Source organism: Cellulomonas sp. P1_G12_2, assembly GCF_056405535.1.
Window position 1 is genome coordinate 300478 of sequence record NZ_JBFUBX010000004.1, and the last position, 14205, is coordinate 314682.

14 protein-coding genes and 1 tRNA gene are annotated in these 14205 nt (G+C 69.9%); 9 read left to right on the forward strand and 6 right to left on the reverse strand.

The genetic code is table 11. The features are described from left to right. Positions 1-326: 326 nt before the first annotated feature. The 4 genes from AC1DXT_RS15390 to AC1DXT_RS15405 are packed head-to-tail and all read left to right on the forward strand — an operon-like array spanning position 327 to position 4331. Complete coding sequence (locus AC1DXT_RS15390; RefSeq protein WP_477062167.1) at positions 327-1640, forward strand: branched-chain amino acid ABC transporter permease; 1314 nt, start codon at positions 327-329, stop codon at positions 1638-1640. A gap of 9 nt (positions 1641-1649) precedes the next feature. Further along, positions 1650-2633: a branched-chain amino acid ABC transporter permease gene (locus tag AC1DXT_RS15395; RefSeq protein WP_421741579.1), complete on the forward strand. Its 984-nt coding sequence runs from the start codon at positions 1650-1652 to the stop codon at positions 2631-2633. After that, complete coding sequence (locus tag AC1DXT_RS15400) at positions 2623-3549, forward strand: ABC transporter ATP-binding protein (RefSeq protein WP_477062168.1); 927 nt, start codon at positions 2623-2625, stop codon at positions 3547-3549. The genes AC1DXT_RS15395 and AC1DXT_RS15400 overlap by 11 nt, the downstream gene beginning before the upstream one ends. Continuing rightward, positions 3546-4331: an ABC transporter ATP-binding protein gene (locus AC1DXT_RS15405; RefSeq protein WP_477062169.1), complete on the forward strand. Its 786-nt coding sequence runs from the start codon at positions 3546-3548 to the stop codon at positions 4329-4331. Before AC1DXT_RS15400 ends, AC1DXT_RS15405 begins: the two co-directional genes overlap by 4 nt. Before the next feature lie 129 nt (positions 4332-4460). Here the strand turns inward: AC1DXT_RS15405 and AC1DXT_RS15410 are convergent, their stop codons facing one another. Together AC1DXT_RS15410 and AC1DXT_RS15415 are read right to left on the reverse strand one after the other, a co-directional pair. Beyond that, entirely contained in the window at positions 4461-5762 is a 1302-nt protein-coding gene (locus AC1DXT_RS15410; protein WP_477062170.1) for an ABC transporter substrate-binding protein, read from the reverse strand. 174 nt (positions 5763-5936) lie between these two features. Next, the gene (locus tag AC1DXT_RS15415; protein ID WP_477062171.1) at positions 5937-6569 is read right to left on the reverse strand and encodes a nucleotidyltransferase family protein; all 633 of its coding nucleotides are present in this window, start codon (positions 6567-6569) and stop codon (positions 5937-5939) included. A 59-nt stretch (positions 6570-6628) separates the two neighbouring features. On the opposite strand from AC1DXT_RS15415, the gene AC1DXT_RS15420 reads away from it, so the two are divergent. Continuing rightward, positions 6629-7393 (forward strand): endonuclease/exonuclease/phosphatase family protein, encoded by a 765-nt coding sequence (locus tag AC1DXT_RS15420; protein ID WP_477062172.1) that lies wholly within the window; start codon positions 6629-6631, stop codon positions 7391-7393. 51 nt (positions 7394-7444) lie between these two features. Here AC1DXT_RS15420 and AC1DXT_RS15425 read toward each other — a convergent pair whose 3' ends face one another. Then, positions 7445-8077, reverse strand: a complete 633-nt coding sequence (locus AC1DXT_RS15425) for an ANTAR domain-containing response regulator (RefSeq protein ID WP_477062295.1) — start codon at positions 8075-8077, stop codon at positions 7445-7447. A 183-nt stretch (positions 8078-8260) separates the two neighbouring features. Here AC1DXT_RS15425 and AC1DXT_RS15430 point away from each other — a divergent pair, with 183 nt between their 5' ends. Both AC1DXT_RS15430 and AC1DXT_RS15435 read left to right on the forward strand, forming a co-directional pair. Then, the gene (locus AC1DXT_RS15430) at positions 8261-9238 is read left to right on the forward strand and encodes an SMP-30/gluconolactonase/LRE family protein (RefSeq protein WP_477062173.1); all 978 of its coding nucleotides are present in this window, start codon (positions 8261-8263) and stop codon (positions 9236-9238) included. 28 nt (positions 9239-9266) lie between these two features. After that, positions 9267-9340: transfer RNA gene (locus AC1DXT_RS15435), tRNA-Leu, on the forward strand. A gap of 303 nt (positions 9341-9643) precedes the next feature. Here the strand turns inward: AC1DXT_RS15435 and AC1DXT_RS15440 are convergent. From AC1DXT_RS15440 to AC1DXT_RS15450, 3 genes are all read right to left on the reverse strand, one after another. Then, the gene (locus AC1DXT_RS15440) at positions 9644-10051 is read right to left on the reverse strand and encodes a nuclear transport factor 2 family protein (RefSeq protein WP_477062174.1); all 408 of its coding nucleotides are present in this window, start codon (positions 10049-10051) and stop codon (positions 9644-9646) included. A gap of 17 nt (positions 10052-10068) precedes the next feature. Continuing rightward, complete coding sequence (locus AC1DXT_RS15445) at positions 10069-10875, reverse strand: MBL fold metallo-hydrolase (RefSeq protein ID WP_477062175.1); 807 nt, start codon at positions 10873-10875, stop codon at positions 10069-10071. 111 nt (positions 10876-10986) lie between these two features. Beyond that, entirely contained in the window at positions 10987-11481 is a 495-nt protein-coding gene (locus AC1DXT_RS15450) for a MarR family winged helix-turn-helix transcriptional regulator (RefSeq protein ID WP_477062176.1), read from the reverse strand. Between the two features lie 909 nt (positions 11482-12390). Here AC1DXT_RS15450 and AC1DXT_RS15455 point away from each other — a divergent pair. Together AC1DXT_RS15455 and deoC are read left to right on the forward strand one after the other, a co-directional pair. After that, positions 12391-13053 carry a hypothetical protein gene (locus AC1DXT_RS15455; RefSeq protein ID WP_477062177.1) on the forward strand — a complete coding sequence of 221 codons (663 nt, stop codon included), beginning with the start codon at positions 12391-12393 and terminating at the stop codon, positions 13051-13053. A 361-nt stretch (positions 13054-13414) separates the two neighbouring features. Continuing rightward, entirely contained in the window at positions 13415-14116 is a 702-nt protein-coding gene (deoC, locus tag AC1DXT_RS15460; RefSeq protein ID WP_477062178.1) for a deoxyribose-phosphate aldolase, read from the forward strand. Positions 14117-14205 lie beyond the last annotated feature (89 nt).

Sequence of the window (14205 nt, forward strand, 5' to 3'; positions counted from 1 at the left end):
TCCTCTGCCCACGACGGCGCCGCCCTCGATCATGACGCAGCCACCACCGTATGCCTAGCCCCCGGGAGAGGGGCACCGCGCTCGGAGGCGGCCAAACTGGACGTCCGACCACAAAACCCGACACGCTCGTGCCCGCACAGCCCAGACACTCGCCATCGCGAAATGAACAAGACACAATCCCTGCCTATCGTCCTGCCACACGGCAGGCGTCGCGCTGGTTCGACAATGCCGTCGGACCCGTGCACGAGCCCGGCCCCCTAGAACCTGGACGGAGACCCACCGTGCCGCATGTTGCGACGACGGACAGGCCCCGCAGAACTCGACTGTTGATCGCGCTGAGCATGCTCGCGGCGGCATTCGTCGGCGTCATCGGCCTGCAGGCCGAGTCCGCCTCCGCCGCCGCGGCGGTCTCCTGCGTCGCGGACGCCGAGACCGGCTGCATCGGCGGGACGCTGCAGAACACCGCCGGCCCCGTAGAGGGCGTCACCATCACGGTGACGAACGAGGACGACGACTTCGAGGAGTCGACGACGACGGCCGCCAACGGCACGTGGGCCGTCGCGATCCCCGGACGGGCGCGCTACACGGTCGAGCTCGACGAGTCGACCCTCCCCTCGACCGCGGCTCTCGCGGACTCGGCGGAGAACCCGACCGAGCAGCTCGCCGTGGTCGGCGCCTCGTCGACCGTCGACTTCAACCTCGTGCTGGACGTCACTCCGAGCACGGGGGGCAGCTCGTCGTCCGCGACGGGCACGGTCACCCCCACCCGGCTGCTCCAGCAGTTCGCGCTGGGCATCCGGTACGGCCTGATCCTCGCCCTCGCCGCGGTCGGGCTCTCCCTGATCTACGGCACCACCGGGATGTCGAGCTTCTCGCACGGCGAGCAGGTCACCCTGGGCGCCCTGCTGACCTTCGTGTTCTCCATCCAGCTGCACTGGCCGATCGTCCTGTCGGTGCTGGTCGCGGTGATCCTGTCGGCGGCCAGCGGCTGGCTCCAGGACGTGGTCATCTGGAAACCGCTGCGGCGACGCCGAGTGGGCCTGGTCCAGCTGATGATCGTCAGCATCGGGCTGTCGCTGGYCCTGCAGTACGCGTTCCAGTTCCGCTTCGGCGGCAGCACCCTGCAGGTCCTGCCCTCGATCGCCAAGTCGTGGAGCATCGGCCCGATCCGGCTGTCGATCCCGTCCTACATCGCGATGGGGTGCGCCACCATCGTGCTCGTCGGCGTCGCGCTCTTCCTGCAGCGCACCCGCACCGGCCGCGCCACCCGGGCGATCTCGGACAACCCCGCCCTCGCGTCCGCCTCGGGCATCGACGTCGACAAGATCATCCGGCTCGTGTGGATCCTGGCGACCGGCCTGGCCGGCCTCGGCGGCGCGCTCCTGGCGCTGGCCTTCAACGGGGCCGCCTGGGACCTCGGCCTGCAGATGCTGCTGCTGATGTTCGCCGCGGTGACCCTCGGTGGTCTGGGCACCGCCTACGGCGCGCTCATCGGCTCGCTCATCATCGGTGTCGTCGTGGAGATGTCGACCCTCTGGCTGCCGTCGAGCCTCAAGTTCGCCGTCGCGCTGCTGATCCTGATCCTCGTCCTGCTCATCAGACCTCAAGGCATCCTCGGCCGCGCCGAGCGGGTCGGCTAGGAGACTCCCATGAACTGGTCGGACCTGCTGTCCCTCACTGCGGGCGAGCTGATCGCCCCCACCACCGCGGCCTACGCGCTCGCGGCCATCGGCCTGAACATCCACTTCGGCTTCACGGGCCTGCTCAACATGGGGCAGGCGGGCTTCATGCTCGTCGGCGCCTACGGGTTCGCCGCCACCGCGCAGGCGGGCCAGGGCTTCCCGCTCTCGGCGCTGGTCGGGGTGGGCTGCTCGGTCGTCTTCGCGCTCATCCTCGGCATACCCACGCTGAAGCTGCGCGGTGACTATCTGGCGATCGTGACGATCTCCGCCGCGGAGATCGTCCGGCTCATCGGCCGGTCGTCCGTGCTCTCCGACATCACCAACGGTGCCGCCGGCATCCCCGCCAGCAGGTTCAACAAGGACTTCCTCGGCCTGTCGGTGCTCCCGGACGGCAGGACCGCGCTCGGGCCGTTCTCCTACGCCAACAACGTCGGCGACGGCTGGTGGACGCGCATCGTCGCGTGGGCCGCCGTCCTGCTCGCCGTGCTGCTGGTCTGGCGCCTCATGTCCAGCCCGTGGGGCCGCGTGCTCAAGGGCATCCGCGAGGACGAGGACGCCGTGCGCTCGCTCGGCAAGAGCGTGTACGGCTACAAGATGCAGGCGCTCGTGCTGGGTGGTGCCATGGCGGGCTTCGCGGGTGTCCTGTTCGTGATGCCCGCGAGCGTCCAGCCCGACGCGATGGGCCGGTCGATGACGTTCTTCATCTGGACGATCCTCCTGCTGGGTGGCGCCGCCACCCTCTGGGGTCCGGTGATCGGGTCGATGATCTTCTTCGTCGCTCTCATGTTCATCAAGACGGTCATGCGCGACGTGCTGCCGTCCGTCCTGCGGCCCGAGCAGCTGGAGCCGCTCGCGGGCATCCTGGTGGGCATCACGCTGATGCTGCTGGTGATCTTCCGGCCGCAGGGCATCTTCGGTGACAAGAAGGAGCTGATGCTCGATGTCCGCTGAGCTGTCCTCCCCCGCACCGCTCGCGAAGACAGCGGCTCAGGCGCTCGCGGGCGTCGCCCCCGAGCCTGGCGTCGCGAAGCCGGACCCGATCATCGTCGCCGACGACGTCGTGCGCCGGTTCGGTGGCATGACCGCCGTCGACGTCCGTCACCTCGAGGTGCAGCGCGGCGCGATCACCGCGCTGATCGGCCCCAACGGCGCCGGCAAGACGACGCTGTTCAACCTGCTCACCGGCTTCGACAAGCCGAACTCCGGCAACTGGGAGTTCAACGGTCGTCGTCTGAACGGTGTCTCGGCGGGCCGGGTCGCCCGCGCCGGCATGGTGCGCACCTTCCAGCTGACCAAGGCGCTCTCGCGGCTGACCGTCCTGCAGAACATGCAGCTCGGCGCCACGAAGCAGCCCGGTGAAGGCTTCTTCACCTCGCTGGTCAAGCCGCTGTGGGCCGCCCGTGAGCGCGAGATCACCGAGCAGGCCGACGAGCTGCTGGTCCGGTTCAAGCTCGACGCCAAGAGCGACGACTTCGCAGGGTCCCTGTCCGGGGGCCAGCGCAAGCTCCTCGAGATGGCGCGGGCACTCATGGCCAAGCCCGAGCTGGTCATGCTCGACGAGCCGATGGCCGGGGTGAACCCCGCGCTCACGCAGTCCCTGCTCGGGCACATCCAGACCGTCCGCGACGAGGGCACCACGGTGCTGTTCGTGGAGCACGACATGCAAATGGTCCGCCGGATCGCCGACTGGGTGGTGGTCATGGCCGAGGGCAAGATCGTCGCCGAGGGGCCGCCGGCCGCCGTCATGGAGAACCCCGCCGTCGTCGACGCCTACCTGGGCGCCCACCACGACACCGACCTCGGCGACGAGAGCGTCATGGCCGAGGGTGTGCTCGAGCAGCTCGAGGCCGAGGAGGCCACGGAATGACCGTCACGGAATCCGCCGCAGCACCGTCCCCCGTGGACCGGGGCGAGCCCCTGCTGCGCGCCGACGAGCTCGTCGCGGGCTACATCCCCGGGGTGAACATCCTCAACGGGTGCAACCTCGACCTGTACCCGGGCGAGCTGGTCGGCATCATCGGCCCCAACGGCGCCGGCAAGTCGACCCTGCTCAAGGCGATCTTCGGCCTGGTGCACGTGCGCACCGGGTCGGTGACGCTCGGCGGGGAGGACATCACCAACCTCAAGGCGAACGATCTGGTCGCCCGCGGCGTCGGGTGCGTCCCGCAGAACAACAACGTCTTCCCGTCGTTGTCGGTCGAGGAGAACCTCCAGATGGGCGGGTTCCTCAAGCCGGGCAAGTTCTCGGAGCGGCTCGACTTCATCATCGACCTGTTCCCGAACCTCAAGGACCGCCGCAACCAGCGCGCCGGCTCGCTGTCCGGCGGTGAGCGCCAGATGGTGGCCATGGGCCGCGCGCTGATGATGGACCCGAAGGTGCTGCTCCTCGACGAGCCCTCCGCCGGTCTGTCCCCCGTGCGGCAGGACGAGACGTTCATCCGCACCCGCAAGATCAACCGCGCGGGGGTCTCGATCATCATCGTCGAGCAGAACGCCCGGCGCGCCCTGCAGATCTGCGACCGCGGCTACGTCCTCGACCAGGGCCGCAACGCCTACACCGCCACCGGGCGCGAGCTCATGCACGACCCCAAGGTGATCGAGCTGTACCTCGGCACGCTGGCGGCCGACGAGATCGCCCCCGAGGACTGACGGCACACGCACAGAGGCCCGGCCGGAGAACATCCCGGCCGGGCCTCTTCGTGCTCACCTGGCAACGACGAAGGCCCGGCGGGGGATCACTCCCCCGCCGGGCCTCGCGTCATCTGGGACTGACTGTCGTCAGCTGCCCTTGACCTCGCCGAACTCCGCCTTCTGCCACACGGGCACGTTCTCGGCGTCGTACTTGTAGATGCCGACGTACGCCGACGACGGGTCGTTGTTGTCGTTGAACGGGCCGACGCCGGAGACAGCCTGGTAGGTGATCTCCTTGCCGTCCTTGATCAGCTCGACGCAGTCCGCGAACGTCGCGCACTCCTCGCCGTCCGTCGTGCCGGACACCGCCGCCATGTTGGCCTGCACGGTGGGGCCGTCGTTCTGGCCTCCCTTGACCGCCGCGAGGGCCGCCAGGATGGTCGCGTCGTAGGACTCGGGACCGTAGTTGAAGTCCTTCAGGTCCGGGTTGACCTCGAGCAGGCGAGCCTTGAAGTCATCGGTCGGGTTGGCGCCCGGGTTGGTGCCCTGCGCGCCCTCCATCGTGCCCGGGTCGAAGAAGAACTTGGCGCTGTCGGCCGGGTCCTGCTTGAAGCTGGCCACGTTGCCGTCGACGAGGTACACCTTCGACATGTCGTAGCCGGCCTGGACGAGCTGAGGAACGATGACGCGGACCTCGTCGAACGTGATGATCACGATCGCGTCGGGGTTCGTGGCAACGACCTCGCCCACCTCGGTGGAGTAGTCCTGCAGCTCCGGCGGGAAGTCCTGACCCGCGCCCTCGGCGCCGTAGGTCACGTTGACGCCTGCGGGCTCCAGGTTCTGCTGGACGAAGCCGCGCAGACCCGTGCCGTACGGGTCGTCGAACACGAGGATGCCGACGTTCTTGTGCCCGTCCGCGATGATCTGCGTCGCGAGCGCCTGGCCCTGGACCTCGTCCGGCGGGGCGGTGCGGAAGTAGTACGGGCTGATGCCGGACAGGTCGGCCGCCGTGTTGGCGGGCGAGATCTGCACGATCTCGGCGTCCGTGATCGGGCCGACGACGCCGAGCGACAGGCCGGAGGACGCGGCGCCGATGATGACGTGCACACCCTCCTCGATGAGCGCCTTGGCGGACGGGGTGCCGATCGTCGCGAGGTCGGACGTGGGGCCCGAGTCCTTGTGCGAGACGGTCACCGGGACGCCGTTGACGCCACCGGCGTCGTTGATGTCCTTGATGGCCAGGTCGACGCCGGCGATCTCGGGCGGGCCGAGATACGCGAGGTTGCCTGTGACGGGGAGCAGGGAGCCGATCTTGAGCGGGCCCGAAGCGGTGGGCGCTGCGGAGCTCTCGCTGTCGGCCGGCTCGTCCGCACCGCTGCACGCGGTCAGGGCGAGGGCGACAGCGCCGGCCAAGGCGGCGGCGCGGACTACGTGGGTCGAACGAATCATGCCTGGTACCCCTCTGTGAGTACTGCGATCCACTGGAACCCGGTAGGGATCCTGCAGGTGTGGCGTGAAGGTACTCATTGTTTGTGTCCGCGATGTGAATCTGCGCGTCTCAGGAAAGGTTGTTGCCGAGTTGTGACCAACCAGTAACAAGCGGTGCTGGACGCGCGACCGGACTCAGGACGCGGGTGCGGCCGCGCCGGGCGCGACGTCCGACGAGGTCGACGCGGCGTCCGCGTCGGTGATGCCGAGCTCGTCGGCGAGGAAGAGGAACGCCCGCGCGTAGGGGTGCCCGACCGCGTCCTCGCGGACCCGCGGCCAGTCGATCTGCTCGCGCAGCGCACGCACGATGGCGAGCAGCCGCCCGAAGTCGCACGCGTGCTCCCCCAGCACCCGCAGCTTCGCCGAGACGATGTCGGTGGCCTGCAGCACCGGCATCCGTACCGCCAGCACCTCGAGCACGTCGCTGCGCTCCAGGAGCTCGTGCGTGATCGGCTCACCGACCATCCGGAACAGGACGTCGACCAGCTGGCCGTGGTGGAACGCCTTGAACAGCCAGTTCTCGGCCGGTTGCTCGACGTGCAGCCCGGCGGCGGCGATCACCTCCTTGGCGCGCTCGACGTCCTCGGGCGTCACGGCGAAGTCGGCGTCGTGGCTCGGTTCGGGGGCGCCCCGGGCCCAGGCCGCGTACCCGCCGACGAGGGCGAACGGGATCTCCGCGTCCGTCAGCGCGACCGCGACCAGCCGCAGGCCGTCCTGGAGGGCCGTGCGGTCGTCGGGCGGGTCGACCAGGGCGCCTTGCTGGGTCATGACACGACTGTCTACACGCCGACGCGCGGGCTCGCAGGTCGGCCGGGACAATCGGCAGGGTGCGCCTGGCCACCTTCAACATCCTGCACGGACGCTCGCTGGTCGACGGCGAGGTCCACGTGGGGCGGTTCGCCGACGCCGTGCGCGACCTGGACGCCGACGTCCTCGCCCTCCAGGAGGTGGACCGGGACCAGCCGAGGTCCCACAGCGCCGATCTGACAGTCGTCGCCGCCGACGCGATGGATGCTCCCGAGCACCGCTTCGTCGCCATTCTGCACGGCGAGCCCGGGGTGTGGACCGCCGCGACGGGCGACCACCAGCCGGCGGTGGCGAGCTACGGGATCGCGCTCCTCAGCCGGCACCCGGTGCTGTCCTGGCACGTGCTGCAGCTGCCCGTCCTGCGGCGCCGCGCCCCGGTGCGCTGGCCGGACGCGCGCTGGCCGACGCTCGTGCGCGACGAGCCCCGCGCGGCACTCGTCGCCGTCGTCGAGCACCCCACCGGCCCGCTGACCGTCGTCGACACCCACCTGACCTACATCCCGGGGTGGAACCGCCGGCAGCTGCGGCAGCTCGTCGGTCTCCTGCGGGAGTACCCCCGACCGCTGGTCCTGATGGGTGACCTCAACATGGAGCCCGACGCCGCGGTCCGGACGTCGGGCATGCGCTCACTGGCAGCCGCCGCCACCTATCCGGTCCTCGAACCCGTGCGCCAGCTCGACCACATCCTCGGCGACGGGTCGATCGTGCCCACCGACCCCGCACGTGCGGTCGACACCGGTCTGTCCGACCACCGCGCCCTCGTCGTCGACGTGGCACGCCGCTGAACGACGAAGGCCGGCGCGGATGATCTCCGGCCGGCCCTCGTCACGCTCGCGTCAGGAGGACGCGCCACCCACCTGCTCGATGACCGCGTCGGCCACCTCGCGCATGGTGAGCCGACGGTCCATCGACGTCTTCTGGATCCAGCGGAACGACTCCGGCTCGGTCAGACCCATCTTCGTCATGAGCAGACCCTTGGCCCGGTCCACGCGCTTGCGCGTCTCGAACCGCTCCGCGAGGTCCGCGACCTCCGACTCCAGGGCGCTGATCTGCGCGTACCGCGAGATCGCGATCTCCACGGCCGGCAGCAGGTCCGCAGGGCTGAACGGCTTGATGACGTAGGCCATGGCCCCGGCGTCGCGCGCCCGCTCCACGAGCTCCTTCTGGGAGAAGGCCGTGAGGAGCACCACCGGGGCCAGGTGCGCCTTGCCGATCCGCTCCGCCGCCGAGATGCCGTCGAGCACGGGCATCTTCACGTCCATGACGACGACGTCGGGCTTCAGCTCGGTGACGAGCTGCACCGCCTGCTCGCCGTCGCCGGCCTCACCGACCACGTCGAAACCGGCGTCGCGCAGCGTCTCGACGACGTCCATCCGGATGAGCGCCTCGTCCTCGGCCACGACCGCGCGCCGCGCCGGGCGTGCCGCGGCAGGAGCCGTGGGCTCAGCCGTCGGGGCCGGGGCGCTCAGGTCGAAGGCGTCGGGGGCCGCCTCGGTCGGTTCAGGGGTCGCGTCAGTGCTCACGTGCTCAGAGTAGTGGTCGCCGCCGCTCGCTTCGCAGTGGTTGCACCTGTGAGGCAGCCCACGCGGTGCCCTTCGGCCCACAGCGGACGTAGCCTCGAGGAGACCGGACTCGTCCGAGGAGGCCCGACGATGCGCAGCCACCGATCCGTCCGCGCGGCCCTCGCAGCCGCCGCCGCCGTGCTCCTGCTCGGCGTCGCCGCCCCCGCGGCCGTCGCCCACGACCGGCCGGACAGCTATCTGCTCGACCCCGCCGGCCCCGCGGCCGACGACATCTACCCGGAGGGGATCGCCGCGCGCGGCGACACGTTCTACGTCGGCAGCACGACCGACGGGACGGTCTACCGCGGCACGCTGCGCTCCCCCACCGCGACGCCGTTCCTGCTCGGGGGCGTCGACGGCCGGACGTCGGCGGTCGGCATGAAGGTCGACGGGCGCACCCTGTTCGTCGCCGGCGGGGCCACCGGACGCGTCTTCGCCTACGACGTGCGGACGCGCGAGCTCACCGGCTCCTGGCAGGTGGAGCAGACCGGCGCGCCGACCTTCCTCAACGACATCGCGATCGGTCCGCGCGGAGACGTGTACGTCACCGACTCGTTGCGGCCCGTGCTCTACCGGATCGACGCCTCCGACCGCAGCGTCTCAGGCGTGGCGGTGCTGCCGACCTTCCTCGACTTCACCGGGACGGCCCTGCAATACACGACCGGGTTCAACGTCAACGGCATCGTCGTGTCGGCCGACGGCCGGTACGCGGTGGTCGCGCAGTCGAACACCGCCACCCTGTTCCGCGTCGGCCTCCACGACCGGAGCGTCACCGCGGTCGATCTCGGCGGCGAGCCCGTCGCCGGCGACGGGCTCGTCCTGACCGGTCGCACCCTGTACGCCGTCGAGCGGCAGGGATCGGTCGGCTACGTGGTGACCATCGCGCTGGATCGTCGGCTGCTGAGCGGCACCGTCGTCTCGCGGACCACCGATCCCGGGTTCGACGACCCCACCACTGCCGCGCTCGTGGGTCGGTCGCTGCTCGTGGTGAACAGCCAGTTCGGCGAACGCGCCGCCGGGGAGCAGCCCGACCCGTTCACCGTGAGCCGGCTCCGCGCGCCGAGGTGACCGTGCGGCCGGGCTATCCTGCTGCACGGCCCCGATAGCCCAACCGGCAGAGGCGTTCGGCTCAAACCCGATCCAGTGTGGGTTCGAATCCCACTCGGGGCACCTCCTCGCGCCGTAAAACCGCAGGTCAGGGCGGGGCGCTTCGTTGGGGACGGTCGCGAGTCCCGTGGGCCGGCCACAGGCGAATCTGCAGGTCACACGCAGTACGCGAGTGGGATCCGGTCCCACACCCGGTCCGCTGGCCGATCGAGTGGTCGGAGGAGTCTTCTCCGAACGCGGGAGGCGCTCACCTCGACCGACATAGCCTGGGTCGACGACTTCTCGACGCCATCGGTAAAGACCGACGGATGAGCGACCGGAGCTGGCTAGCTCCGACCGCCCCTCCCACGCGGCCGAGGTTCCGCGTCACACCCCATCCGGACGCGCGGCCTCTGCGACCAGTGCGGTGTCGACGAACTGCTCGAACCGCACGATCAGGCCCCCGCGCACGATGAAGTGGTGGGCGACCCTCACGTCCAGCGCCTTGTGGGTGGTCCGGTGGGTGGCGGTGTACCGGGCGAGCACGACGACGTTCTCCCCATCAACGACGTAGGTGTCGTCGTGAGCCGTCCACGCGTCCCAGTCCCGCCCGAGCACCTCCATGACGTGCGAGGTGACACCGTCCGGGGTGCGATACGTGCCGGCCAGCGGGAAGCCGGCCATCTCGGTCCACTCGACATCCGGGGCCAGCGTCGCCCGCAGCGCGTCGAGGTCACCGGCGGCGGACGCGAGATACTGCCGGCGCACGACGTCGCGGGCCGAGGTCGAGGTCACCGGATCGAAGGTGTCCGTCAGCCCCATGTCATCTCCCCCTTCGCGACCTTCGGTCCGAGCTGGGCGGCGATCAGCATCCCGGAGCTCGGATAGGCGGCGACCAGCGCGGCGGTCGCCGCTGCGCCGTCGGCAGCCTCGGCCAGGATCCGCTCGAAGTCCTGCAGGTAGGTGCGCGTGTAGTCCAGGGCGCTCGCGTCGTTCGCGGTGCCGGGCAGCCGGTGGCCGGGGACGACGAGCCGCGGGTCGAGCGCCTGCATCTGGTCGAGCAGGTCGATCCACGCCGCGCGCTGCGGCTGGGTCGCGGTGTCGGCCGTCCACACGTGCTCCTGCTGGAAGACGAGCACACCGCCGAGGATGGCGCGGTCGTCGGCGCTCCAGAGGTAGTGCCGGTCCGGCAGCAGGGCCGATCCCCCGCGCAGCTGGAGCCGGTGCCCGTCGACCTCCAGGAACTCGTCGGCCAGCGGGGTGAGCGGGACCAGGCGCGTGGGCAGGTTGGCGCCGAGGGCGGCCCAGGCCTTGAGCTTTCCCTCGAACGACGCCTGGATGTGCTCGATGACGATCGGGGTGGCCAGGAGCACGGCGTCCGGGAACGCGTCGGCCACGACCTCGAGGCCGAAGTAGAAGTCGGGGTCGGCGTGGCTGACGAAGACGGTGGTCAGAGCCTTGCCGGAGTCCAGGATGGCCGCGACCAGGCGGTGGCCGTCAGCGCGGGTGAAGCCGGCATCGACCAGCAGCGCCTCGGTGGGACCGGTGACCAGGACCGCCGACTTGTTCGGCGAGCCTGCTGGGAAGTCGAGATCGAACACCTCGAAGTCGAGCGACATGGTGGCAGTTCCTTCCTCGTTGGCACTCGGTGGACCCGAGGCAAGCAGCGCGTCGCGCCGCATCCCCATCGCAACATTGGCTGACTAGTCAGCTATTCCCTTCGAGGCTGATCACGGCATGACCGGGAGTGCCGTCGCCGCGTTCTTGCTCAGCGTCCGTATCGCCTCAGCAAACACCGCAGCCTGATCGGGTGGCAGCACATCGATGAGATACACCTCGATGTTGCGCGCGTGGAGGGCGCTCGCCGCAACGAGGAGCTCCTCGCCGCGGGGGGTGAGCTCGATGAGCTGCACCCGCCCGTCTTCCGGGGACGCGTGACGCGTGACCAGACCCTGCGCGGACGCACGATCGACCAGCCGGGTGGCTCCGCCGGAGGTCAGGACCCTCGCCTGAGCGATGTCCCGGACGGCGATCCCACCCGGACCCGCCCGCCCGACCACCAACAGGAGCTCGAACAAGGAGTGGCTCAGTCCCGTGCCCTCCTCCAGCGCGCGGCCAAGGAGAAACTCCAGCCGGTTCGCAGCTCCGAGCAATCGGCCGAACACCAGGATGCGCGGATCGTTGGCGGCCTCCCGGGCCGTGGCGAACTCTCTGTCTCCGGTCACGCCCCAACCCTAGAGACGCGGCATCGACGACTTGTGATCCAACCCGTGTTGCACGTGCGCAAGGTAGGTCACGGTCTGAGCCGACTCTCTTGGGCTCACTCCCGTCGCCGCGTCGGTCGCCTTCCCGCTGCGGCGCGTCTTGCACGGAAGTACGCACACCCGCCTTCGTCCTGACAAGGAAGGGAGGAGCGATGGGCGAGACTGAAGAGCCTGAGCGACACGAGACATGCGGCCTGGAGGATGTGGCCGGACTTCTCGGTACGTCCGGCTGGTGGCTGCGAGAGCCGGTGTCCCGTGTTCGTGTCGAGCACCTGCGTCTCGCGGTCGCCGTATCCGGTTCACGCAGGAGCAGGTGGAAAGGCTCGTCGGACTCGCCACCGTCCAACGCAGCAGGGTCACCTGCCCGCAGATGCGGGCACCCGCGCAAGGTGTTGCGGCCCGCGGTGCCACCCCGAAACAGAACACTCGATACAACCGGGAGGCCACCTCAACCCGCGTGAGCCGGCTCGGGGCCACCCCCGGCGGGGGCAGCACGGACCGATCCGGGCCAACGACGTCAAACGAACCGCGACGGAACCGCAGGTCACGGAGCCGCGGGGATGGTGCATGTGTCCCTTGTGCCCGTCTGGCGGGGTTCGAATCCCACTCGGGGCACCGAGACTAGCTCTCTGACCTGCATGTTCGCTCCTCGCGAAGACCGCGATCCGACGATGCTTGTCGTCAACCAGGCCATCACGCCGGCCCGGCGACCGAAACATCCTGATCCGAACGCCGCCAGCCGCCGGTCGTTGCTTCCCAGAAGGGAGCGCTCGGTCACAGGGTGCCTGAGCGATCGACTCACAGCCATGGGGGCTGCCCTCGCCGCGGGCACTGTTGCTCCCCGTGGTCGGTACCTGTTCGATGTGCGCCATGACGTCTCACGATGTTGCGGCTGCCTTGCCGAAGATCCGCGTTCTGCGTGACCGGTGCCGAGCTCTGGCAACGTTGGAGGCGATCCTCAGTCCCGAGTGGGAAGACCGCTACTACTCATTCGACGCCCATTGGGGGCCGGGCGAAGAGATGGCCTCGATGCGGAACGGCTCGGGCGACTCGTGGTCGATCGTGTTCTCTCGCGCCGGTGCGTTTGTCCGCGGCTTTGATCACGAGTCCCCGATGAGCCCAGCAGCCAACGGCGGCGCGCTGTGGCCGGGTCTAGTTGAGGGCATGCCGGAGGTGTTCGCACCCTGCGTCAACGAGCCGGCGTTCAGTTCGGACGGTACGCCGGATGCGACGGTCTGCATCTGGCGTCGACCGTCGGACGACGAGTGGCACGTCGGTGTGCTGGACCGTCCAGAAGGAGACGACCCGGACGGGGCCGACTGGCTCTTTGCCGTCCTGCTGGACGGCACGCCGACCTCGTATCGGGAGTTCGCGGAGGACTACTACGAGGCCGACCTCGACGTCGATCCGGTCAACGAGGTCTTCGCGCTGCAGACACTCACTGATGAACTCGTCCAGCGCCTCAATCCGGATGTGACGCTCGGTGATCTGGGCGACGACCTCGCCGAGATCGGCTACCCCGGCGCGAGCTGACCCGGTTCACTGCCGACGCGTACCGCCCTGGCGAACTGGTCGATGATGCGCTCCCGCGCCGTGAGTCCCGTAGACGCACTGGCGGCACGGGGGCACGGCGTTGACGCAGGCGGAGAGTGTCCCCCATCGCCCCGTCGCAGACCGCAGGAGCGTTCTGGTGAGGGGCCCAAAGGCCCACCTTCGCCGCCGTCTGCTCCCCCAGTGTGGGATCTGAGTGCTGGGTACGCGGCCCTGCACGGTGACTGGGCATGGATGAGCGCATGACGTGGTCCTCCTGGGCGACAGGCCCGAGCCGGTCGCCTCGACCCAGCACACCAGCGCTGCGTCGGGCGCCCTTCCGCCGCGCTGACAGGAGATCCCCATGACCACGACCGCCGCCACTGACATCGACATCGACCCCGTCGCGCTCGCCCAGTACGTCGACCACACCCTGCTCAAGCCCGAGGCCACGGCCGCGGACATCGCCGCCCTGGTGGCCGAAGGTGCGCGGCTGGGCGTCTACTCGGTGTGCGTCTCGCCGTCGTTCCTGCCGCTGGACCTCACCGAGACGCCGAACCTGCGGCTCGCTGTGGTGTGCGGCTTCCCCTCCGGCAAGCACCACAGCACGGTCAAGGCTGCCGAGGCGGCACTGTCGATGCAGCAGGGGGCCGACGAGGTGGACATGGTGATCGACCTCGGTGCAGCCAAGGCCGGGAACTTCGCCGCGGTCGAGGCAGACATCGCCGCCGTCCGGGCCGCAGTGCCGGCCCCCGGGGTGCTGAAGGTCATCATCGAGTCCGCGGCGCTCGACGACGCGCAGATCGTCGGCGTCTGCCGAGCAGCTGTGGCTGCGGGCGCCGACTTCGTCAAGACGTCCACGGGCTTCCACCCGGCCGGCGGCGCCAGTGTGCACGCCGTGGCGCTGATGCGCGCGACCGTGGGTCCCACGATGGGCGTCAAGGCATCCGGCGGCATCCGCACGGCCGCAGACGCAGTCGCCCTCATCGACGCGGGCGCGACCCGCCTGGGCTTGTCCGCGACGGGCCACGTGCTCGCCGGCCTGGACGGCGGCGCCGGCTACTGACCGGCATCTGCCGCCGTCGACGTTCGAGCCGGAGGCGGTCGCCTACGGCGGACCAGAGGCGGCATCGCCCCCGTCGGGAGTCGGAGCTC

Coding starts and splice junctions, on each gene's coding strand:
- AC1DXT_RS15395 (WP_421741579.1), top strand. CDS start 1,650: ATGAACTGGTCGGACCTGCTGTCCCTCACTGCGGGCGAGCTGATCGCC.
- AC1DXT_RS15400 (WP_477062168.1), top strand. CDS start 2,623: ATGTCCGCTGAGCTGTCCTCCCCCGCACCGCTCGCGAAGACAGCGGCT.
- AC1DXT_RS15405 (WP_477062169.1), top strand. CDS start 3,546: ATGACCGTCACGGAATCCGCCGCAGCACCGTCCCCCGTGGACCGGGGC.
- AC1DXT_RS15410 (WP_477062170.1), bottom strand. CDS start 5,762: ATGATTCGTTCGACCCACGTAGTCCGCGCCGCCGCCTTGGCCGGCGCT.
- AC1DXT_RS15415 (WP_477062171.1), bottom strand. CDS start 6,569: ATGACCCAGCAAGGCGCCCTGGTCGACCCGCCCGACGACCGCACGGCC.
- AC1DXT_RS15430 (WP_477062173.1), top strand. CDS start 8,261: ATGCGCAGCCACCGATCCGTCCGCGCGGCCCTCGCAGCCGCCGCCGCC.
- AC1DXT_RS15445 (WP_477062175.1), bottom strand. CDS start 10,875: ATGTCGCTCGACTTCGAGGTGTTCGATCTCGACTTCCCAGCAGGCTCG.
- AC1DXT_RS15455 (WP_477062177.1), top strand. CDS start 12,391: ATGACGTCTCACGATGTTGCGGCTGCCTTGCCGAAGATCCGCGTTCTG.
- deoC (WP_477062178.1), top strand. CDS start 13,415: ATGACCACGACCGCCGCCACTGACATCGACATCGACCCCGTCGCGCTC.